Below are 21641 nucleotides of genomic sequence, written 5' to 3' on the forward strand. Positions count from 1 at the left end.
TTAAACAGGAAGGACGATACATTATGGTAAAAAAAGTTGCAGTAATTACTTTTGAACAATCAAGCACTGCGTATGAAGCATTTTCTAAAATTAAGAATTCTCAAGGAGCAGCTTATACAATCAAGCAATTTGCTGTAGTGGAAAAAAATGAAGCAGGTACACGCTTTACGGTAAAGGATTATCTTGATTTAGAGACACAAAATAAAGTCTTTACCGATGGCTTTATCGGTATGATTATCGGTATTTTAGTCGGACCATTAGGAATTTTATTTGGCTGGATTATTGGTGATCTAGTTGGGATGGGGCGTTCGGCTGCTTCTCAGAAAAAGACCCGTACGATTTTTGACGAAATCTCTGATCGGATAACTGCCGGCCAAACTGGTTTATTGATGTATTTTGATGAAGGCGATGAAGAATTGTTAGATACCATTGTCAAAACACAATTACATGGGGAAATTACGCGCTTTGATTATCAAACGGTAAAAGATCAAGTCGAAGCAATGAAAAAAGAACATGATAAAGCGGAAAAAGAATTAAAAGCGTAGGGGGATTTAACTAATAAAGGTTTAGTCTGCTAAAATACGCTTGTAAATATAAGCATTTCATCATCACCCAAAAAAGCTCTGGTTTCCAGAGCTTTTTTTATGTTTTTTGACTGATTGCATGAAAAATCAATGAATGAAGCGCAAGTTACTTGCTTTTTACCTCTATTTCACCTTAAGATTAATCAGTAGCTGTTTCACTGAATAGGTGGCGGCGTGCATTAAATGAGCTAGCAAATAAAAATAAATGCTTGGAGGAAAAAGATGTTAATTGGTTCACATGTATCAATGAGTGGGAAAGAGATGTTTTTAGGTTCTGTTAAAGAAGCCTTATCCTATCAAGCCAATACCTTTATGATTTATACAGGTGCCCCTCAAAACACAAGACGGAAAGCAATTAGTGAAATGAGAATTGATGAAGGCAAAGCATTGATGGCAGCCAATAATCTGCATACAATTGTCGTTCATGCCCCTTATATTATCAATTTAGGCAATACAGTAAAACTTGAAAATTTTGGTTTTGCTATTGAGTTTTTAAGAGCTGAGATTTTGCGTGCCCAAGCCTTAGGTGCCCAGCAAATAACTTTACATCCAGGGGCCCATGTGGGTGCTGGGGTAGATGCCGGTCTTGCCAAGATTATTGAAGGATTAAATGAAGTCTTAACCAAAGAACAAACCGCCCAAATCGCCTTAGAAACGATGGCTGGTAAAGGCACCGAGCTTGGTCGTAGCTTTGAAGAGTTGGCTCGTATTATCGATGGGGTCCATTTAAATGAAAAATTATCAGTTACCTTGGATACTTGTCATACGCATGATGCTGGCTATGCCATCAAAGAGGACTTTGATGGGGTATTAAATGAGTTTGACCATATTATTGGTCTGGATCGCTTAAAAGTCTTACATTTAAATGATTCTAAAAATATTCGCGGAGCACAAAAAGATCGACATGCCAATATTGGCTTTGGTGAAATTGGTTTTGCGGCATTAAACAAAATTGCGCATCACCCTCAATTAAGTCATATTCCTAAAATTTTAGAAACCCCTTATGTCGGTAAAGAAAAGAAAACTGCGCAAGCGCCTTATGGCAGAGAAATCGCCATGCTTAGAGAACAACAGTTTACAGCCGATATTTTTGATGATTGGTTAGTATAAATTGACAATTAAAGCAATAATCGTGAAGTAGGTGTTTCTTTTTTTCTTATTTTTTAGTAAAATATAGAATTGAGAGTAATCAAGAGAAAGGAAGAACATGATGGTATCTACTGGTATTTTAGTATTATGTATTGTCATTGCTTTAGCTGTCGGCGCTGTTGGTGGCTTTTTCTTAGCACGTAAATACATGCAAGACTATCTAAAACAAAATCCTCCAATTAATGAGGAAATGTTGCGTACAATGATGGCACAAATGGGTCAAAAACCATCTGAAAAGAAAGTACGTCAAATGATGCAACAAATGAAAAATCAAATGAAATAGTTGCACTTTAGCTTTAGAATTAGTCGGTATGGCAGATTATTCTTCTCATTAAGAAGAGATGCTATACCGATTTTCATTTTGTCTAAAAATTGATCAAAGGAAAAACAAGGAGAAAAATATGGCAATATTTAGAAAACTCTGGTGGTTTTTTGAACGTGAAAAAAAACATTATTTATTGGGAATTACGGCTTTAATTATTGTTGCACTAGCGCAATTACTGCCACCCTGGGTCATCGGTAAGGTAATTGATGAAATTGCTAGTAAGCATGTACATATGCGCAACATTCTTTTTTACATATTTCTACTGGTGATGTCAGCGATTGTCCAATATAGTTTTCGCTATATTTGGCGAACCAATATTTGGGGCAGTGCGGCTCGCTTAGAAAAAACCTTACGTGAGCGTTTGTTTGATCATTTTACCTTAATGGATCAAATTTTTTATCATAAATATCGTACGGGTGATTTAATGGCCTATGCAACGATGAATCTAACAGCTATTCAAAATGTCGCTGGTTCTGGAATCTTAACTTTTATCGATTCGTTTATTACTGGAACGATTACGATTATTGCGATGATGATTTTTGTGGATATTCGTCTGACTATTTTAGCTTTATTACCCTTGCCCTTACTTTCATTAATGGCGAAATTTTTAGGGGATCGTTTGCATGATGCCTTTCGTAAAGCCCAAGATGCCTTTTCAGATTTAAATGATAAGGTTCAAGAGAGTGTGACGGGAATTAAGGTGATTAAAACATTTGGTCAAGAAAAAGAAGATGTGCAAGATTTTAAAGAAAAAGTCAATCTTGTGATTGCTAAAAATAAAAAGGTTGCCTTATTTGATTCGTTATATGATCCCTTAATCACCTTAATCATCGGCTTAACCTATGTTGTAACGATTATTATCGGTGGGGGCTATGTGGTTAAAGGAACCATTTCAATCGGTCAGTTAGTTTCCTTTATGAGTTATATTGGTATGTTGGTTTGGCCAATGTTTGCGGTCGGTCAATTATTTAATGTCCTTGAACGCGGCAATGCTAGTTATGACCGTGTTTTTGAATTATTCAAAGAAAAAAGCCATATCATTGAAAAACAAACAGGTATTGCTGAAAAGGCACGGGGCACAATTCAAATAGACCTTGATGAATTTACCTATCCGGATGGCCAAAATCCTGTATTGCAAGACATTCATCTGCAAATCCCAACTGGTAAAACATTGGGCATTGTTGGTAAAACCGGTTCAGGTAAAACCACTTTATTAAGTCTGCTATTAAGAACCTATGATGATTATAAAGGCAGTATCTATTTTGGTGATTACAGTATTAAAGATTATCGTTTAGATGCGTATTTACCAGCGATTGGCTATGTTCCACAAGATCACTTCCTATTTTCAACGACGATTGCTGAAAATATATGTTTTGCCAATCCTGAATACGGTGAAGAAAAAATGATTCAAGCTGCCAAACAAGCAGCAATTCATGAAGATATTTTGCAGATGCCTAATGCCTATGAGACATTGGTTGGTGAACGAGGTATCTCGTTATCAGGTGGACAGAAGCAACGGATTTCCATTGCCAGAGCTTTTATTACTGAACCGAATTTATTGATTCTAGATGATGCATTATCTGCGGTGGACGCTAAGACAGAAGAAGCGATTTTAGAACAAATTCGTCAGAAGGAAAATCATTCCTCAATGATTATTGTGGCCCACCGCTTAAGTAGTGTGATGCATGCAGATGAAATTATCGTATTAGAGGATGGTCGGATTGCTGAGCGTGGTACGCATCAAGAATTATTAGCCAATCAAGCTTGGTATGCGAAGATGTGGCATCAACAGCAATTAGAAAATGATTTCGATCAAAGGGGGGCTGAATAATGCAACAACAATCAGAATGGGCCAAATCATTTACCTTAAAAGAGCAGGTTCGTATTTTAAAGCGAATCTTTCAATTTGCTCGCCCTTTTGCGCTGACTTTTTTCTTTGCGGTAATTTTTTCAATTAGTTTGGCAATTATCAATGTCTATATGCCACAAATTTTACAGTATTTTATGGATCATTATCTGCAAACAAAATCTGCTAGCATGCGTATTTTATATTTGTTTGCGGGTCTATACTTTGCAGCTTCTATCATCAAGGCTTTGATTTGGTTTGGTCAATGGTACCTATATTCAGTTGCCTCAATCAAAACCTTAAATCGAATTCGGGTTTTATTATTTGAAAAGTTACAAGAGCTAGGGATTCGCTATTTTGATCAAACACCAGCTGGCTCGATTGTCTCAAGAGTAACCAATGATACAGAAACCCTTTATGATTTTTGGAATGTCTTTATGATGGTATTGACAGGGATTTTATCTTTGGTAAGCTCATTTATTGCTATGTATAGCTTGGATAAAAAGATTGCCTTGATTAATTTGGCCTTTTTACCCTTGTTAATGTTAATTATCATTACCTATCAGCGCTTATCTTCAAAAATCTATCGCCAAATGCGTGAACGCTTGAGTGAGTTAAATACCAAATTAAATGAGTATATTTCAGGAATGCACATTATTCAGCAGTTTCGTCAGGAAAGTCGCTTGAAAAAAAGCTTTGAGCAGACGAATACAGATTATTTACAGACGCGTTATGCGATGATTAAGACCAATACTTTATTGCTGGCACCGATTATTAATTTTTTGTATGCGATTGGCTTAAGTATTAGCTTAACACTGTTTGGTATGCAGGCGACGAATATGGTTTTAGAAGTTGGGATGATTTATGCCTTTACGACCTATGTTCAAAACTTCTTTCGACCAATGACTCAAGTGATGGATTCACTTAGCACCTATACCGATGGCTTGGTCGCTGCTAGCCGTATTCTAAAATTGATGGATACCCAAGAATTAATTCCGGTCCAAAATCATTTAGCTAATGCCAAAATTACCAAAGGAAAAATTGAGTTTAAAAATGTCAGCTTTTCTTATGATGGTAAAAATCAGGTGTTAAAGGATATTAGCTTTGTTGCTGATGAAAACCAAACAGTGGCTTTAGTTGGTCACACAGGTAGTGGTAAAAGCTCGATTATTAATGTCTTGATGCGCTTTTATGAATTTGAAGAGGGGCAAATTCTAATCGATGACCAGGATATTCGTGATTTTACCTATCAAGAATTGCGTGAAAAAATTGGCTTGGTCTTACAAGATCCATTTATGTTTTACGGAACGATTGCGGATAATATTCGACTACTTAATCCAAATATTACAGATGAAGCGATTATTCATGCGGCCAAATTTGTCCAGGCAGATCAGTTCATCGAAGAATTAGCAGAGGATTATCAAGCTAAAGTGATTGAAAAAGGTGCAGCTTATTCAAGTGGGCAACGTCAATTATTATCATTTGCGCGTACCATAGTGACCAATCCTAAAATTTTAATTTTGGATGAAGCAACTGCCAATATTGATACAGAAACTGAAAGTCACATTCAACAAGGCTTACAGAACATGCGTCAAAATCGTACGACGATTGCCATCGCCCATCGTTTATCGACCATTCGCGATGCTGATTTGATTTTGGTATTAGATAAAGGTCGAATTGTAGAACGTGGGAATCATGAAGAATTATTAGCCAAGGGTGGCTTATACGCCCAAATGTATGCCTTACAAGCAAGCGGTGAAGGAGAAGACGAATGAATCAGTTTTTAGACTTAACCGATGAGAAATTAGTCATTTTTCAATCCTGGTCCAAGCATATGGTTCGCTATGGTTTAAAGGCTAAAATTGGCCGAGCATGGTTATCATCAAAGGGCGGAATAGCTTATCAAATCGGCTGTTTTCTTTTTTTAGCAGGTGAAGTCGATGACAGGCTTTTACCTTCGCAATTAGCCTACCTTATCTTGATTAGTGAACAAGAAAATTGGCAGGCTTATCTTAAAGAACAGAACCAATTTATCGGTTTTACACGGTATGCATTTGATTTACCTAATCAGCAGACTTTGAACACCTGCCAAAGTATACTGAATAACTTGTCAGGTAATTATCAACTTGAATCATTGTCTGCACCAAGCTTTATCGAGTGTCAAAAGCAAGAATGGTCGGCTGATTTACAAGGTGTTTTTACCAGCTTCAGTGATTTTAAAAAACAAGGTGCTCTAGGTTTTGTCATTTATAAAGACAGACAATTAGTTGGCGGTGTATCCTCTGCTTTTGTTTATCAGCAGGCATTAGAGGTTGAAATCGCTGTGCATCCTGAATTTCAGAGACAGGGGTTAGCCAAAATTTTGGGTGCAAAGCTAATCATTGAAGGATTCAAAAAAGGAAGATTACCGTTATGGGACGCACATAATCTCGCTTCTTATAAGGTAGCGATAGCTTTAGGTTATCGCTGTTTAGAAAGCTATTCAGCCTTTGAAATTTCAAATACGTGGGATAATTAAGCAGCAGATCTATAAACATTAAAAGACTGCCAAAAGTTAGTGTAAAAAGGCTAACTTTTGGCAGTCTTTTTAATTAGGCCGAAAAGAATCCTGAATTTGATAATGTATTTTTTGTTTTTCTTCCTGCATAATACTAGAGCTGCTTTGTCGAATGTCAATCATCTCTCCCATCTCCAATACATGATTCAGATTTTGTTGATAATTGATAGAAAAATATAAACCGTATAAAACATCTAGCAAATAAGCAATAGAAGTATTAATGGTAAAGCTAGCAATTTTAGAATATAATTTTTCTCTTGTTGTCAAAAAAAGTGTGCAGTCACTGTATTTAGAAAGTTGATTTTCACCAATACTTGTTAAAGCGATAATCGGTGTTTTTTTCTTTTTTAACATTTTGGCAATATTGATAATCATGGGATTTTCCCCCGTGTACGAAATTAAAATCGCACAGGTCTCAGGATTAGTATTGTAGGCTTGATATAAGGTTTCGCCAATCACATCTGACATTTCAACTGGACAATTTAATCGTTGCATTTTAAGCATAAAATCTTTAGCTACCATCAAATTCCCACTGCTACCAAAGATTTTGATTTGTTTGGTTGATTTAAAAATATTTTTGGCTTGTTTTAGTTTTTGAGGTGTCAACAGATCAAACGAATCCGTAATAGTGGCACTTTCGAGTCGAGCCAGATTATTAGCAATAAGCATTTCACTGTCATTTGCCGAAAAAGGAAGATTTGGATCGATGTCGTAAAAGTGCGTTTTTAAATAAAGCTGCTCTTCTTTAAAGGCTTGCCGTAAGCTCAACCAACCATCGAAGCCAAGCTTTTTAGCCAAACGAATAAAGGTAGAGGGATGAACAAATAATTGTTTGGCTAGCTGTTGAATGGAATACTGTTCTAATTCAAAAGGAAATTGATACATAAAATGAACAATATTTTGTTCGGCAGGGGCTAATTTACTTTGTTTCATTTTTTCGGTTAGTAGCATATAATTCACTCTTTTCCTTGATTAATGCAATTAATTACTGAAATGGTATTTACAAAAAAATATAGCATTGAAAGCGTATTTTGTAAATGCTATTGCATAATTAAGCCAAAATATTGTGTTTTTATTTACAAATAGGATAATAAAAATGTAAATAATTAACAGAAAGTAGGAATGAAAATGGGTTTTAGACAAGATTTCTTATGGGGTGGCGCAACAGCAGCCAATCAATGTGAAGGAGGCTATAATGAGGGCGGTCGTGGTTTAGCCAATGTGGATGTTGTGCCAATTGGTCCTGATCGTTTTCCAGTGATTACCGGACAAATGAAGATGTTCGATTTTGATGATGAACATTTTTATCCTGCCAAAGTAGCGATTGATATGTATCATCGTTATAAGGAGGATATTGCTTTATTTGCCGAAATGGGCTTTAAGGTCTATCGTTTATCCATTGCTTGGAGTCGAATTTTTCCAAAAGGCGATGAGCTAGAGCCAAATGAAGAAGGACTAAAATATTATGAAGATTTATTTAAAGAATGTAAAAAATATGGCATTGAACCCTTAGTGACCATCACCCATTTTGATTGTCCAATGCATTTAATCAAAGAATATGGTGCTTGGCGTAATCGTCAATTAGTTGAATTTTATGAACGTTTATGTACGGTAATTTTTAATCGTTATAAAGGATTGGTTAAATATTGGTTGACCTTTAATGAAATCAATATGATTTTACACGCACCATTTATGGGAGCTGGTTTATATTTTGAGGAAGGCGACAATCAAGAGCAGGTCAAATATCAAGCCGCTCATCATGAGTTAGTGGCTTCTGCTATTGCAACTAAAATTGCTCATGAGGTGGATCCGGAAAATAAAGTCGGCTGTATGTTAGCCGCGGGCGCTTACTATCCTTATACCTGTAAACCAGAAGATGTGTGGGAATCACGTAAATCAGACCGTGAAAATTACTTCTTTATCGATGTGCAAGCGCGTGGAAAATATCCGAATTATGTTTTAAAAGAATTAGAACGAAAAGGGATTACCATTGAAATGCAGCCAGGTGATGAGGAGTTACTCAAAGCACATACGGTTGATTTTGTTTCGTTCTCTTATTATTCTACGCGCGTCGCTACTGCGGATGCATTAGAAGAAACGCAAGGGAACATTTTTGCTTCAGTTAAAAATCCATATCTTAAAGCCAGTGAATGGGGTTGGCAAATTGACCCATTAGGCTTACGGATTACCTTAAATGACATTTACGATCGCTATCAAAAGCCGCTATTCATTGTTGAAAATGGTTTAGGTGCAGTCGATGTGCCGGATGAAGCTGGTTATGTAGCCGATGATTATCGCATTGAGTATTTAGCTAGTCATATTCAAGCGATGAAAGACGCAGTTGAATTGGATGGAGTTGATTTATTAGGCTATACCACTTGGGGCTGTATTGATTTAGTTTCAGCTGGTACCGGCGAAATGAAAAAGCGCTATGGCTTTATCTATGTCGATCGTGACAATGAAGGTAATGGTAGCTTAAAACGGACGAAGAAAAAATCATTTGACTGGTATAAAAAAGTGATTGCTTCAAATGGAGAAGACTTAGCGATGAATTAGACGACTAATAAAAAGGAAAACGGTGTGTTGTTCGAAATTGGCCAACACACCGTTTTCCTTTTTATTAAGCTTTGGCTTCGGTAATTACTTTTTCCTTCCATTTACCCGCCTTCCAACGACTAATCATCAAAATTGAACGTAAAGATTCATCTAAAGCATAGGCAATCCAAACACCGACTAAACCTAATTGACAAACAATTGCCAATAAATAAGAAAATGGCAGGCTAATTAACCATAAAACAATTAAGCTACAGGTAAGTGGAAATTTCACATCGCCACTCGCATTTAAAGAACCGACTAAAGTCATATTGACTGCTCGAGCAGCTTCTAAAATAATCTCAACTAAGAATACCCAACGTGCAATTTCAATAATTTCTTGGTTTTGCGTAAATATGTGCATAATCGGCTCTATTGCTAAATATGTAATAATGCAGATAGTCGTTGAAATGATTACACCTTGAATTGTCGAACGCATGCCACGTGTATAGGCGCGGTCAAATTGATGGGCACCAACATTACGGCCAATCATGATTTGATTTCCTTGACTTAGAGCGGCTGCAGTTAAAAAGACAAACTGCGTAATGGCAGCAACATAGGATTTAGCAATCAAAACATTGGCCCCTAATGAAGCAACAATCATTGTAACTACTACTTGAGAGCCTTGATAGGAAACTGATTCGCCTGATGAAGGCAATCCTAACTTTAGGATTTGTTTCAAAAATGTTCCGGAAACCTTGTGGAATCGAAAACTAGCGAGCGAAAAGCGCACATATTTTTTGAGTAAATTTGCAGCAATTATGCCAGCACAAAAATTACCAAAAATAGCGGATAGTGCTAGCCCCTTTACGCCTAAACTTGGTAAGCCAAAAGGTTGATATAAGGCAATATAATTGCCGAAAACGGCTAGAATACTAGCTGTCATAGGAACAATCAATGCTTGTTTAGTGAAACCATGTGTTCTTAAACAGGCAATCATAATGGCATTAATGGCCGAAATAAAGATTCCCCCGCCATAAATTCGGATATAAGGCACACCAATGGTAATGACGTGTTTAGGTAAGTTCATAAAAGCCAATAATTGATGCGGAAAAAGTGCAAAACACAAACTTAATAGGCTACCGATCATTAACGCGCCTAATAGTGCTGTTTGAATCACGGTCGGAATCTCTTTTTGGCGTTTGGCACCGATGAATTGTGCAATGACAATTTGGGTACCAATGGTGATGAAGCCATAGATATTTACAGATAATCCAAGCAATTGATTTGTAGCGCTTACAGAAGCGACCGCTAATTCATTATAATGCGAAATCATCCATACGTTGATATTGCCGATAATCACTACCATTAACAATTCTACAAAAATTGGCCAACTTAAGTAAAATAACTCCTTGTCAGAACGATTAAAAAAAGTAATTTTACTTGTCAAAAGAATTCCCCTCCTATAATATGGTTTATAGCTTTGAATAATCTAAGCGATAATGTATGAATGATTATACTACTTTTAATCAATGAGTAAAAGAGAATAGAGGAGATTATTTAAATGAATTATGATGTTATTATCATTGGTGCTGGTCCTGCGGGGATGACAGCAGCTTTATATACTGCCCGTGCTAACCTAAAGACCCTTCTTTTAGAAAGAGGAATTCCAGGTGGACAAATGAATAATACCGCTGAGGTGGAGAACTATCCAGGCTATGATTCTATTTTAGGCCCTGATTTAGCGTTAAAAATGTATGATGGAATTACTCGCTTTGGGGTAGAACATGGCTACGGTAATGTGACAGGAATCGAAGTGGTTGGCGCCTACAAGAAGGTGATGACCGAAGATGCCAGTTATTTAGCCAAAACAGTGATTATTGCGACAGGCTGCGAGCATCGCAAATTAGGCGTTGAAGGCGAAGAAACTTATTCTGGTAGAGGGGTTTCTTATTGTGCGGTTTGTGATGGTGCATTTTTCAAAAATAAAAAGCTAATCGTTGTAGGTGGCGGTGATTCTGCGGTTGAAGAAGCGATTTATCTAACGCAATTTGCTTCTGAAGTTAAAATCGTCCATCGTCGCGATGCGTTACGTGCCCAAAAAATCATTCAAGATCGTGCTTTTGCTAATGAAAAGATTTCTTTTATTTGGGATAGCGTAGTCGAAGAAATCAAAGGAAATAATCAAGTCGTAACAGGCGTTCAAATTAAAAATGTCAAAACAGGTGAAAAAGTTTTAGAAGACTGCGATGGTGTCTTTATTTATGTCGGATTAGATCCATTAACCGAGCCATTTGTAGCTGCTAATATTACTGATGAAGCTGGTTGGATTATCACCAATGAACGGATGGAAACAGCAATTCCTGGCGTTTTTGCCTGTGGAGATGCTCGTCAAAAAGAATTGCGTCAAATTACTACTGCAGTAGGTGATGGTGGCGTGGCTGGTCAAAATGCTTATCAATATATTGAAAGTAATCAAGCCAATTTTGTAAGTGAATAACAAATAAAAAATTAAATGAGCAAGAGTTGATAATCTATCAGCCCTTGCTCGTTTTTTTAGTTGGTTCGGTCAATTGTTAAAAAATATAAATCAAGGATGATTCATCATTTTTAGTCAGTAAAACTTCTTTGAAATAGCACTATTTAAAAAAATAAACCGGTAAGTGGTTATTTTAAAGTAGACAAGTGAAACTTTTGTAAATTGACTAGGATTCATCCTATAAAAATGTTATACTAACCGTGAGATATTTCTCTTTGATAACAGTCTTTAATTTTTGAAAGAGGTGTTTTGTATGTCTTGGGAACAAGTCTACCAACTGTGGAAAGAAAATGAAAATCTAGAATCGCATTTAAAAGAAGAGCTTTCAGTCTTGGCTGAAAACAAGACTGAATTAGAGGATGCATTCTATGCTCCATTAGAATTTGGAACAGCCGGAATGCGCGGAATTTTAGGCCCTGGTATTAATCGAATGAATATCTATACTATCCGTCAAGCAACAGAAGGCTTAGCTCGTTTTATGGATACACAAGATCCAGAGACTAAACGACGAGGGGTAGCTATCGCCTATGATTGCCGTCATTTCTCACCTGAATTTGCAATGGAAGCGGCCAAAACATTAGCAAAACACAATATTCCATCCTTTGTTTTTGAAAGTCTACGCCCAACACCAGAATTATCTTTTGCGGTAAGATATTTGAAAGCATTTACGGGTATTATGATTACTGCTTCACATAATCCGGCTAATTATAATGGGTATAAAGTATATGGCGAAGATGGTGGACAAATGCCCCCAGCTGATGCAGATGCATTGACAAAATTTGTTCGTGAAGTAGCTAATCCACTTGAAGTTGAAGTATTAAGTGAAGAAGAAGCCAAACATAGCGGTTTAATCAACATTATTGGTGAAGAGGTTGACCGTGCCTATTTAGAACAAGTCAAGAGTGTCACCATTAATCAAGCATTGGTGGATGAAATGGGCAAAGAATTGAAATTAGTCTTCACGCCTTTACACGGTACAGGTAAAATGCTAGGTGAAAAAGCCTTAAAACAAGCTGGTTTTGAAAAATTTGTGATTGAACCATCTCAAGCAGTGGCTGATCCGAATTTTAGCACCGTGAAATCTCCTAATCCAGAAGAGCATTCAGCTTTTGAATATGCGATGAAGCTTGGTCAAAAAGAAGATGCCGATGTTTTAATTGCTACTGATCCTGATGCCGATCGTTTAGGTGCTGCAGTGCGTTTACCTGATGGCAGTTATCAAGTGCTAACGGGTAATCAAATTGGCGCAATTATGACTAAATATATCCTAACCGCGCATAAGGAGGCAGGAACGCTTCAAGCCAATGCAACCATTGTGAAATCTATTGTATCTAGTGAGTTACCAGCAGCGATTGCTAAAAGCTTTGGCGCAACTACCTTTAATGTTTTAACTGGTTTTAAATTTATCGCTGAAAAAATTCAACAATTTGAAGATACGGGTTCCAATACTTTTATGTTTGGTTTTGAAGAAAGTTACGGTTACTTAGTCAAATCCTTTGTTCGTGACAAAGATGCTATCCAAGCTTTAGTGTTATTGGCTGAAGTTGCAGCTTACTATAAAAAACAAGGTAAGACTCTTTATGATGGATTACAAGAAATCTTTGAAGAATATGGTTATTATGCAGAAAAAACCATTTCTGTAACTTTAAGTGGCTTGGAAGGAGCAGCTAAAATTAAAGAAATGATGGCGACTTTCCGTCAAGCTGCTCCAACTGAATTTGCGAATATTCCAGTCGCTATTACTGAAGATTTCCAAGCGCTGACGAAAGTTTTTGTATCTGGTGAAAAAGAAGCCTTAACGACACCACCATCAAATGTATTGAAATATACCTTAGCAGATGAAAGCTGGATTGCTGTACGCCCATCTGGAACAGAACCAAAAATTAAATTCTATATTGGGGTTAAAGCGGATTCTAGCACAGCTGCTAATCAAAAAATTGCTGATCTAAAAGCTGCGATTGAAGCGATTACGGCTTAAATTATTGAAAAAATGAACAAAAAAACTAGAACTTTGAAAATTTATTTTAGAAAGTTCTAGTTTTTTTATGCTTTTTTTGATATGCTAATAGAAAAAATTATGAGAATTAAATGAATTATTTCTAATTCAAGGTAAGGAGTCTATATGAGCAAAACACTAAGAATTGGCTTATTAGGACTAGGTGTCGTGGGTGGCGGCGTTGTCCAGGTGTTAGCCAAAGAGAAGGAAAAATTACAAAAACAGACTGGTGTGGCGATTTCTATTGACAAAGCTTTAGTCAGGCCTGGCGAGGATAAATCTGCAATGGCAGCAAAGTACGGTTTTACGTTGACCACTGATTTTGACGCGTTAGTTGAAGATGAAAGCTTAGATGTAATTATCGAGTTAATTGGTAAGGTTCATCCAGCTAAAGAGTTTATTGAAGCGGCATTACGTCATGGTAAGCATGTGGTGACAGCTAATAAGGACCTGATTGCCCAGCACGGTGTATCTTTAAATGCATTAGCCAAAGAAAATAAAGTTTCATTATTTTATGAAGCCAGTGTAGCTGGCGGAATTCCCATCTTACGTACATTGACTAATAATTATTTAGCCGATGAAATTACAGATGTGATGGGGATTGTCAATGGAACAACCAATTATATGTTGACCAAAATGTTTGAAGAGCATCTTTCTTATCAAGCAGCTTTAGAAAAGGCGCAAGCATTGGGTTTTGCTGAATCTGATCCGACTAATGATGTTGATGGTATCGATGCAGCCTATAAAATGGTGATTTTATCACAGTTTGCTTATGGGATGGATGTGACAATGGACGATTTAGAGATTGAAGGGATTCGTTCATTAACTGAGCTAGATGTATATGCAGCCAAAGAGCTTGGCTATGAAATTAAATTGATTGGTCGAGCTAAAAAATATGATCAGCAAATTGCGGTATCAGTTGGTCCAACCCTTGTGCATGCAAGTCATCCAATTGCTTCAATCAAAAATGAGTTTAATGGTATTTTTATTGAAAGTAGTGGGATTCATCAATCGATGTTTTATGGCCCAGGAGCGGGGGCTTTACCGACAGCAACGAGCGTGTTATCTGATGTGGTGGCTATTGCGAAAAATAAGGCATTGAAGCTTGAAGCGCCGCTGTTTAATCAATTTTCACTGCCAACTGCTTTGGCTAATGATGAGCAACAGCTGAGTCGTTATTATCTAGCATTAAATGTGAAAGATTATGAACAATTAGAGCCAATCTTCTTAAAGTATACAATCAAGGTTGAACGCCAGCTTAAAAAAGATGCGCATCTGTTTGTTATTTGTGAACCAATTTCCAAGGCAAAATTAAAAGAATTTACCCAAAAATTAACAAATTATGCTAGAATTGAACGCGTAATGAAAGTGATAGGAGCGTAGGATCATGTATGAAGGATTACTAAAAAGATATAAGGAATATTTACCAATTACTGAAAAGACCCCAATGATTTCATTATGTGAAGGAAATACCCCATTGATTCCTTTGCATAATCTGTCTAAAGAGTTAGGCATTACTTTATATGGAAAATATGAAGGATTGAATCCAACTGGTTCATTTAAAGATCGTGGAATGGTCATGGCAGTGGCTAAAGCTGTTGAAGAAGGAGCGAAAGCAATTGTTTGTGCTTCTACCGGCAATACTAGTGCGGCAGCGGCTGCTTATGGTACAAGAGCCGGGGTAAAGGTTTATGTCGTTATTCCTGAAGGTAAAATTGCCATGGGAAAATTAGCCCAAGCGATTGCTTATGGTGCAGATATTATCTCCATTCCAGGTAATTTTGATGAAGCCCTAAAAGCAGTTCGTGACATTGCTAAAACCGAAGACGTTGCTTTAGTTAATTCTGTCAACCCATATCGTTTAGAAGGTCAAAAAACGGCGGCCTTTGAAATTTGTGAACAATTAGGCTTTGCGCCAGATGTTTTAGCTATTCCAGTTGGCAATGCTGGGAATATTTCAGCTTATTGGAAAGGGTTCAAAGAATGGCATGAAGTAAAAGGGACTAGCTTACCACGCATGCATGGATTTGAAGCCCAAGGTGCTGCAGCAATTGTTCGCAATCAAGTGATTGAAAAACCGGAAACAATAGCTACTGCGATCCGCATCGGTAATCCAGCTAGTTGGCATTTGGCAACAGCTGCTCGCGATGAATCCAACGGTTACATTGATGAAGTAAGCGATGAAGAAATTTTAAATGCTTATCGCAAAGTTGCGGCTATGGATGGTGTATTTGTTGAGCCGGGTTCAGCTGCTTCTTTAGCGGGTGTGATTAAGCATGTTCAAGCTGGTAAAATTAAACCAGGAGAAACAGTCGTTACCGTCTTTACAGGTAATGGCTTGAAAGATCCTGATACAGCAATCAAAGAAGTACATGCCGATATTCATCGCATGGCTGATGTTGAACAGATGCGTTTGCATTTACGTTCAGGAGTGGCCGAAGCATGAAAATCCAAGTGCCAGCAACTTCCGCAAACTTAGGACCAGGTTTTGATTCTTGTGGGATTGCACTAGCTAAATATCTAGTAGTTGAGGTGATTAAACCGCAAGAAAAATGGGAGATTATTCATCATCTAGGCAGCGAAATTCCAAGTGATGAAAATAATCTACTCATTCAAACAGCTTTACAGGTAGCGCCTGAGATTATGCCGCATCAATTGAGAATGATTTCGGATATTCCTTTGACAAGAGGCTTAGGTAGTAGCTCTTCAGTAATCATAGCGGGAATTGAATTAGCCAATCGTTTAGCCCATTTAAATTTATCTGCTGAAGAGAAGTTAACGATTGCTACTAAAATTGAAGGGCACCCTGATAATGTGGCTCCAGCTATTTTTGGTGATTTTGTGGTCGCTTGTTACGATGAAGCAACAGAACAAGTGCTCTCGGTGAAGCATTATTTCCCAGAATGTGAGATTATTGCCTATATTCCTAGTACAGAACTACTAACCAAAGAAAGTCGCCAGGTTTTACCACAAAGCTTTGAATATAAAGAAGCGGTTAAAGCAAGTGCGATTGCCAATGTGATGATTGGTGCTGTAATTAACGGCAATTTAGCGTTAGCTGGCCGCTTGATGGAGCAAGATTTATTCCATGAAAAATATCGGGCCAAGTTAGTTCCGCATCTTAGTCAAATTCGACAAATCTGTCAACGCAGTAAGGCTTTTGGCTGTTTTTTAAGTGGTGCTGGACCGACTGTATTAATTTTGACACCAAAAGAGGAAGTCGCTACATTGATGGACCAATTACGGTTATTAGATAATCATGCACAGATTGAACAACTAGCGATTGATCGTGAAGGGGTCCAAGTCTTTTAAATAAGTATACGATGAAAAGATAAGTAAAAGGATGTTGGATTTTACAGAGAATCTGAGTAGCTGAGAACAGAGAAATTCATTCCTTTGAAAATGGTCTTGGAGTATTAATTGTGAAACAATAGCAATTACGGTTTGTTTTCGTTATCAAACAGAAAATAATACTTTAAAAAGTATGTTTTCATTAAGACATTCAAAGATGAATGTGAACCAAGGTGGTACCGCGAAAAGATTTTCGCCCTTATTTAGGGAGAAAATCTTTTTTTGTGCTTAAGGAGTTATAAATTATTCAGAAAGGAAGATGATTATGCCGATTAAATTAACTGAAGGATTTCCAGCTGCCAAAATGCTAGAATCGGAGGATATTTTTGCCATTGAATATAAGCGGGCACAACAACAAGATATTCGACCATTAAAGTTATTATTACTTAATCTAATGCCGAATAAATTAGATACAGAACTACAGTTTCTCCGTTTAATCAGTCAAAGTCCTTTGCAAATTGATTTGGATTTTTTAAGAGTTGCCTCACATGAAGCCAAAAATGTTAGTGCGCATCATCTTTTAAAGTATTATTTAGAATTGAAAGATGTAAAAGATAAATGCTATGATGGTTTGATTATTACCGGTGCGCCGGTAGAAACCTTGGCCTTTGAGCAAGTCGATTACTGGGAAGAGTTAAAGCAGATTATGGACTGGAGTAAAACAAATGTTACCTCAGTTATCCACATTTGTTGGGGCGCACAGGCCGGGTTATATTATCATTATGGAATCGATAAAATCATGTATGAACAAAAATTATTTGGTATCTATCCGCAAGAGCTACAAATTCATCATCGTTTATTTAGAGGCTTTGATGATCGATTTTATGGGCCACAGTCAAGATATACTGGAATTAATGAATCACAAATTCAACCAGAAAAATTAAAAGTAGTAGCTAGTAATCCAGACATTGGTGCGACCATTTTAATTTCCGCTGATGATCATGATATTTTTCTATTAGGACATTTTGAATATGATACAGATTCATTAAAAAAAGAATACTTACGGGATAAAAAACGTGGTTTGGATACAGCTTTACCAGTAAATTATTTTGAAAATGATCAAATCGAGGGGCGCGTTTTTAACTGCTGGCGTGGCAACGCCCATTTACTTTACCATAATTGGATTAACGATGTTTATCAACAAACGACCTATGAATTAAGTGAAATTCCGCAGATGTTAGCCAAACGGCGAAAGAAATTAGCAACATACTAGAAAAATCAAGGATTAAAAGAAGACGTAGCGTCAAAGACAATAAGCAAAGTTCGATGCATGAGTCCTTTGCTTATTTTTGACTACTACGTCTTTTAATTCGCTATTTTACCTATAGAAATTACCAGCTTGATCATTATCGGTAATAAAATAACTATGATCTTCTAAATTCAGTTCATTTAAAATCATTGAGGCGGTTTCTTCAATGGATAAGGTAGCGACATTGATGACTACGCAACCAAGTTTTTCGTATAATTTATTGGCAAAATCAAGTTCTTCACGAATCTTATCAATATCTGAATAGGCGGTGTCTGGATCAAGCCCATATGCACGCATTCTTTCCTTACGAATCCCGTTTAATACCGCAGGATCATTGGTCAAGCCGACAATTTTTTTAGGATCAACCTGCCACAATTGTTCTGGAATTTGTGCTTGGGGCACTAAGGGTAAATTGGCCACTTTTAAATTTTTGTTAGCTAAAAATAAAGAGAGGGGTGTTTTTGAAGTACGAGAAACGCCTAATAAGACGATATCTGCCTTTAAAAAGCCTCTAGGATCTTTTCCGTCATCGTATTTAACCGCAAATTCCATCGCTTTAATTCTTCTAAAATAATTTTTATTTAAATGATGTAAGGCACCTGGCTCGCCCGTTGGTTCAATATTGGCTCTTTTACTAACTTCTTGAACAGGCGGGGTTAAAACATTGAAACTATAAATTTGTGCTTGTTCACAGAAATCTTCAGTTAGGGCGACCAATTCAGCATTAATAATCGTATAAATAACCATCGCATCTAACTTTTTCGCATCGGTTAGCGCTTGCATTAAGGCGTCTTTATCTTGAATAAAAGTCCGTCGATAGACTTCAAAGTCAACAGTCGGATATTGGGCCATTGTCGCTTGTGCTAATTTAGAGGCAGTTTCACCTGCTGAATCAGAGATGACAAAAATGATAATTTTTTTAGTCGATTCACTCATGTATAGACCTCATTTCTTAAAAATTATAGCTAAATTATAGCATAGAAAGCAGCTAAAAAGCGGATAAATTTAGAAGAATTTTGTGTATATTCCCTATTAATCATTTAATAGTAGGAGCAAGGATAAAGAGTATCAATCGAAAAATTTTTTAAATTGTGCTATACTCTACAATAGAAAAAATAAAGAGGGAAAAAAATGGATCATACAAAAGAAATTGTTCAACGAGCACTAGCCTTAATTAAAGAGCATGGCTTAAAGTATACTAAAAAAAGAGAAACCTTGATTAAATACTTGGCTGATAAAAATCGCTATGTCTCAGCTCGTGAAGTACATGAATATATGAATAGCGTGTTTCCAGGGTTAAGCTACGACACGGTCTATCGAAATTTACATGATTTTTCGGAGCTAGGTATTTTTGAAGAAACGGATTTTAATTCGGAAATGAAGTTTCGTCTGCATTGTTCACTGATGGGCGCTGATCACCACCATCATCATTTTATTTGTAAATATTGTGGCAAAACAAAAGAAATAAAAATTTGCCCTATGGATTTTTTTCAAGAGCAGTTGGTTGGCTGTACAATTGAAGGTCATCGTTTTGAAATCTATGGCCGTTGTGAACAGTGTCAAAATGTCTAAAAAAAGTTTGCTTGTCTTTTACAGATAAACTTGACAACTTTTCTTAACTTAGCTATAATTCCAAAAGGACAATGTTTTTTTTTGAAAGTTAATTTCGATAACAAAAACGGTTACTTTTTAAGCTCGGAGGGAGGGATTTACATGTCAAAAACAGTGGTTCGCAAAAATGAATCTCTTGACGATGCTCTTCGTCGCTTCAAACGTTCCGTGTCTAAAGCTGGTACTTTGCAAGAATCTCGTAAACGTGAGTTCTACGAAAAACCAAGTGTTCGACGCAAGAAAAAATCTGAAGCTGCTAGAAAACGTAAAAAATTCTAGGAGTAAAGAAATGGAGCTGGTAGTGTGTCACTACTAAGTACTTTGAACGATGACATGAAGACGGCGATGAAAGCGAAAGATAAGGATACTTTGCAGGTTGTCCGTATGCTCAAGGCATCGATTCAAAATGAACAAATCAAAGCAGGCCATGATTTAAGCGAAGATGAGGAACTAACTGTGTTGTCTCGTGAGATGAAACAACGACGTGATGCGCTCTCTGAGTTTGAACAGGCTGGTCGTGATGATTTAGTTGAAAAAGTAAAAGTGGAGATTGCAATCGTTGAAAAATATTTACCTGCTCAGTTAAGTGAAGCTGAGTTGCGTGAAATCATTCAAAACGCAATTAGCCAAGTAAATGCAAGTTCTGCTAAAGAATTTGGTAAAGTCATGGGCGTAGTTATGCCACAAGTTAAAGGCAAAGCCGATGGTAATCAGGTTAATGCAATCGTAAAAGAATTACTAAATAAGTAATCAAACACTTCAATTGAACAATGCAGCTGGTTTTTAACCAGCTGTTTTTTTTACTTGTTGGATAAAATAGTTGTTCAAAGTATCAACCATCGAATTTTACTGGAAATTATGTTATAATCAGCGATATAGTAATGCTTCATAAAAATGAGATGAATTAGTTTGATGATAAAAGGAGCGATTTTTTTTGCCGGAAGAAAAAAAGATACTGGATCTTAGATTTAATGCAGATACTGATTTGGGACTATTATTTGGGTCACACGATAAACATTTGAAAGTCATTGAAGAAAATCTAGACGTAATTATCCGTACAAGAGGAGAAATGATTCAAATCGAAGGAGAAGCGTTGTCAGTTGATGATGCAAAGGCTGTTGTAGATGGATTGGTGGAATTAATTGACCGAGGGATTCCGGTGCATACCCCTGACGTAGTGACGGCTTTAAACCTTTTAAAAAATGGTCGTTTAAATCAGTTTGTTGAACTTTACGAACAGGAATTACTAAAAGATCGTAATGGACGAATTATTCGCGTTAAAAATCGGGGTCAGCATCGCTATATTGAGGCGGTGAAAAATCATGATGTTGTCTTTGGCATTGGACCTGCAGGAACGGGGAAAACCTTTTTAGCGGTTGTGCTAGCTGTATTGGCCCTAAAACGTGGCGAAGTACAACGGATTATTTTAACACGTCCAGCAGTGGAAGCGGGGGAAAGCCTAGGTTTTTTACCTGGAGATTTAAAAGAAAAGGTCGATCCTTATTTGCGGCCTGTTTATGATGCTTTACATCAAATTTTTGGTGTAGAACATACTACACGTTTAATTGAGCGAGGAGTCATTGAAATTGCTCCGCTTGCTTATATGCGTGGTCGTACATTAGAAGATGCTTTTGTTATTTTGGATGAAGCGCAAAATACGACTATTTCCCAAATGAAAATGTTTCTAACCCGTTTAGGTTTTCAATCGAAAATGATTATTAATGGGGACACGAGTCAGATTGATTTACCAAAGGGTGTAATTAGTGGGTTAATGCATGCAGAAAAAACCTTGAAACATTTACCACAAATTGCTTTTGTCCATTTTGAAGCCAGTGATGTTGTTCGTCATCCGGTAGTTGCTCAAATTATTCAAGCGTATGAAAAGGCAAATCATTAGTACAA

The 21641-nt window shown here is 36.9% G+C and carries 20 protein-coding genes and 1 other annotated feature; of the genes, 17 read left to right on the forward strand and 3 right to left on the reverse strand.

Annotated elements, in window-relative coordinates; genetic code table 11:
* The first annotated feature begins 23 nt into the window (after positions 1-23).
* The 6 genes from RK02_RS00995 (at position 24) to RK02_RS01020 (ending at position 6422) form a co-directional block, all read left to right on the forward strand.
* Positions 24-545: a hypothetical protein gene (locus RK02_RS00995; protein ID WP_016182370.1), complete on the forward strand. Its 522-nt coding sequence runs from the start codon at positions 24-26 to the stop codon at positions 543-545.
* Between the two features lie 261 nt (positions 546-806).
* Positions 807-1694: a deoxyribonuclease IV gene (locus tag RK02_RS01000; protein ID WP_016182371.1), complete on the forward strand. Its 888-nt coding sequence runs from the start codon at positions 807-809 to the stop codon at positions 1692-1694.
* Positions 1695-1794: 100 nt separating this feature from the next.
* Complete coding sequence (locus tag RK02_RS01005) at positions 1795-2016, forward strand: YneF family protein (RefSeq protein ID WP_016251863.1); 222 nt, start codon at positions 1795-1797, stop codon at positions 2014-2016.
* 118 nt (positions 2017-2134) lie between these two features.
* The gene (locus tag RK02_RS01010; protein ID WP_016182373.1) at positions 2135-3889 is read left to right on the forward strand and encodes an ABC transporter ATP-binding protein; all 1755 of its coding nucleotides are present in this window, start codon (positions 2135-2137) and stop codon (positions 3887-3889) included.
* On the forward strand, positions 3889-5679 hold the full coding sequence (locus tag RK02_RS01015) for an ABC transporter ATP-binding protein (protein WP_016182374.1): 1791 nt from the start codon (positions 3889-3891) through the stop codon (positions 5677-5679). Before RK02_RS01010 ends, RK02_RS01015 begins: the two co-directional genes overlap by 1 nt.
* Complete coding sequence (locus RK02_RS01020; protein WP_016182375.1) at positions 5676-6422, forward strand: GNAT family N-acetyltransferase; 747 nt, start codon at positions 5676-5678, stop codon at positions 6420-6422. Before RK02_RS01015 ends, RK02_RS01020 begins: the two co-directional genes overlap by 4 nt.
* A gap of 69 nt (positions 6423-6491) precedes the next feature.
* On the opposite strand, the gene RK02_RS01025 is transcribed toward RK02_RS01020, so the two are convergent.
* Positions 6492-7412, reverse strand: coding sequence for a MurR/RpiR family transcriptional regulator (locus tag RK02_RS01025; RefSeq protein WP_016182376.1), 921 nt, complete (start codon positions 7410-7412; stop codon positions 6492-6494).
* 177 nt (positions 7413-7589) lie between these two features.
* Between RK02_RS01025 and RK02_RS01030 the strand changes: the two genes are divergently transcribed.
* Positions 7590-9017, forward strand: coding sequence for a 6-phospho-beta-glucosidase (locus tag RK02_RS01030; protein WP_016182377.1), 1428 nt, complete (start codon positions 7590-7592; stop codon positions 9015-9017).
* A 64-nt stretch (positions 9018-9081) separates the two neighbouring features.
* Here the strand turns inward: RK02_RS01030 and RK02_RS01035 are convergent, their stop codons facing one another.
* The gene (locus RK02_RS01035) at positions 9082-10443 is read right to left on the reverse strand and encodes an MATE family efflux transporter (protein WP_016182378.1); all 1362 of its coding nucleotides are present in this window, start codon (positions 10441-10443) and stop codon (positions 9082-9084) included.
* Between the two features lie 114 nt (positions 10444-10557).
* Between RK02_RS01035 and trxB the strand changes: the two genes are divergently transcribed.
* The 6 genes from trxB to RK02_RS01065 all read left to right on the forward strand — a co-directional run bounded on the left by trxB (position 10558) and on the right by RK02_RS01065 (position 18092).
* Positions 10558-11493: a thioredoxin-disulfide reductase gene (gene trxB, locus RK02_RS01040; RefSeq protein ID WP_016182379.1), complete on the forward strand. Its 936-nt coding sequence runs from the start codon at positions 10558-10560 to the stop codon at positions 11491-11493.
* 292 nt (positions 11494-11785) lie between these two features.
* Entirely contained in the window at positions 11786-13510 is a 1725-nt protein-coding gene (locus tag RK02_RS01045; protein WP_016182380.1) for a phospho-sugar mutase, read from the forward strand.
* A gap of 144 nt (positions 13511-13654) precedes the next feature.
* Entirely contained in the window at positions 13655-14911 is a 1257-nt protein-coding gene (locus RK02_RS01050) for a homoserine dehydrogenase (RefSeq protein WP_016182381.1), read from the forward strand.
* A 4-nt stretch (positions 14912-14915) separates the two neighbouring features.
* Positions 14916-15974 carry a threonine synthase gene (gene thrC, locus RK02_RS01055; protein WP_016182382.1) on the forward strand — a complete coding sequence of 353 codons (1059 nt, stop codon included), beginning with the start codon at positions 14916-14918 and terminating at the stop codon, positions 15972-15974.
* Entirely contained in the window at positions 15971-16840 is an 870-nt protein-coding gene (gene thrB / locus RK02_RS01060; RefSeq protein WP_016182383.1) for a homoserine kinase, read from the forward strand. Before thrC ends, thrB begins: the two co-directional genes overlap by 4 nt.
* A 2-nt stretch (positions 16841-16842) precedes the next feature.
* Positions 16843-17083 (forward strand) — a binding site (T-box leader).
* Positions 17084-17144: 61 nt separating this feature from the next.
* Positions 17145-18092: a homoserine O-succinyltransferase gene (locus tag RK02_RS01065; protein ID WP_016182384.1), complete on the forward strand. Its 948-nt coding sequence runs from the start codon at positions 17145-17147 to the stop codon at positions 18090-18092.
* Positions 18093-18197: 105 nt separating this feature from the next.
* Here RK02_RS01065 and RK02_RS01070 read toward each other — a convergent pair whose 3' ends face one another.
* Positions 18198-19064, reverse strand: a complete 867-nt coding sequence (locus RK02_RS01070; protein ID WP_016182385.1) for a pyruvate, water dikinase regulatory protein — start codon at positions 19062-19064, stop codon at positions 18198-18200.
* Between the two features lie 195 nt (positions 19065-19259).
* On the opposite strand from RK02_RS01070, the gene RK02_RS01075 reads away from it, so the two are divergent.
* The 4 genes from RK02_RS01075 to RK02_RS01090 all read left to right on the forward strand — a co-directional run bounded on the left by RK02_RS01075 (position 19260) and on the right by RK02_RS01090 (position 21636).
* The gene (locus RK02_RS01075) at positions 19260-19700 is read left to right on the forward strand and encodes a Fur family transcriptional regulator (protein ID WP_016182386.1); all 441 of its coding nucleotides are present in this window, start codon (positions 19260-19262) and stop codon (positions 19698-19700) included.
* Positions 19701-19841: 141 nt separating this feature from the next.
* Positions 19842-20018 carry a 30S ribosomal protein S21 gene (gene rpsU, locus RK02_RS01080; protein WP_002287321.1) on the forward strand — a complete coding sequence of 59 codons (177 nt, stop codon included), beginning with the start codon at positions 19842-19844 and terminating at the stop codon, positions 20016-20018.
* 24 nt (positions 20019-20042) lie between these two features.
* Positions 20043-20489, forward strand: coding sequence for a GatB/YqeY domain-containing protein (locus RK02_RS01085; RefSeq protein WP_016182387.1), 447 nt, complete (start codon positions 20043-20045; stop codon positions 20487-20489).
* 184 nt (positions 20490-20673) lie between these two features.
* Positions 20674-21636: a PhoH family protein gene (locus tag RK02_RS01090; protein WP_016182388.1), complete on the forward strand. Its 963-nt coding sequence runs from the start codon at positions 20674-20676 to the stop codon at positions 21634-21636.
* Positions 21637-21641 lie beyond the last annotated feature (5 nt).

This window comes from Enterococcus columbae DSM 7374 = ATCC 51263 (assembly GCF_000406925.1).
In the GTDB taxonomy this organism is placed as follows: Bacteria; Bacillota; Bacilli; order Lactobacillales; family Enterococcaceae; genus Enterococcus_E; species Enterococcus_E columbae.

Coding starts and splice junctions, on each gene's coding strand:
- RK02_RS00995 (WP_016182370.1), top strand. CDS start 24: ATGGTAAAAAAAGTTGCAGTAATTACTTTTGAACAATCAAGCACTGCG.
- RK02_RS01045 (WP_016182380.1), top strand. CDS start 11,786: ATGTCTTGGGAACAAGTCTACCAACTGTGGAAAGAAAATGAAAATCTA.
- rpsU (WP_002287321.1), top strand. CDS start 19,842: ATGTCAAAAACAGTGGTTCGCAAAAATGAATCTCTTGACGATGCTCTT.
- RK02_RS01070 (WP_016182385.1), bottom strand. CDS start 19,064: ATGAGTGAATCGACTAAAAAAATTATCATTTTTGTCATCTCTGATTCA.
- RK02_RS01000 (WP_016182371.1), top strand. CDS start 807: ATGTTAATTGGTTCACATGTATCAATGAGTGGGAAAGAGATGTTTTTA.
- RK02_RS01050 (WP_016182381.1), top strand. CDS start 13,655: ATGAGCAAAACACTAAGAATTGGCTTATTAGGACTAGGTGTCGTGGGT.
- RK02_RS01075 (WP_016182386.1), top strand. CDS start 19,260: ATGGATCATACAAAAGAAATTGTTCAACGAGCACTAGCCTTAATTAAA.
- RK02_RS01025 (WP_016182376.1), bottom strand. CDS start 7,412: ATGCTACTAACCGAAAAAATGAAACAAAGTAAATTAGCCCCTGCCGAA.
- thrC (WP_016182382.1), top strand. CDS start 14,916: ATGTATGAAGGATTACTAAAAAGATATAAGGAATATTTACCAATTACT.
- RK02_RS01030 (WP_016182377.1), top strand. CDS start 7,590: ATGGGTTTTAGACAAGATTTCTTATGGGGTGGCGCAACAGCAGCCAAT.
- RK02_RS01010 (WP_016182373.1), top strand. CDS start 2,135: ATGGCAATATTTAGAAAACTCTGGTGGTTTTTTGAACGTGAAAAAAAA.
- thrB (WP_016182383.1), top strand. CDS start 15,971: ATGAAAATCCAAGTGCCAGCAACTTCCGCAAACTTAGGACCAGGTTTT.
- RK02_RS01005 (WP_016251863.1), top strand. CDS start 1,795: ATGGTATCTACTGGTATTTTAGTATTATGTATTGTCATTGCTTTAGCT.
- RK02_RS01015 (WP_016182374.1), top strand. CDS start 3,889: ATGCAACAACAATCAGAATGGGCCAAATCATTTACCTTAAAAGAGCAG.
- RK02_RS01065 (WP_016182384.1), top strand. CDS start 17,145: ATGCCGATTAAATTAACTGAAGGATTTCCAGCTGCCAAAATGCTAGAA.
- RK02_RS01020 (WP_016182375.1), top strand. CDS start 5,676: ATGAATCAGTTTTTAGACTTAACCGATGAGAAATTAGTCATTTTTCAA.
- trxB (WP_016182379.1), top strand. CDS start 10,558: ATGAATTATGATGTTATTATCATTGGTGCTGGTCCTGCGGGGATGACA.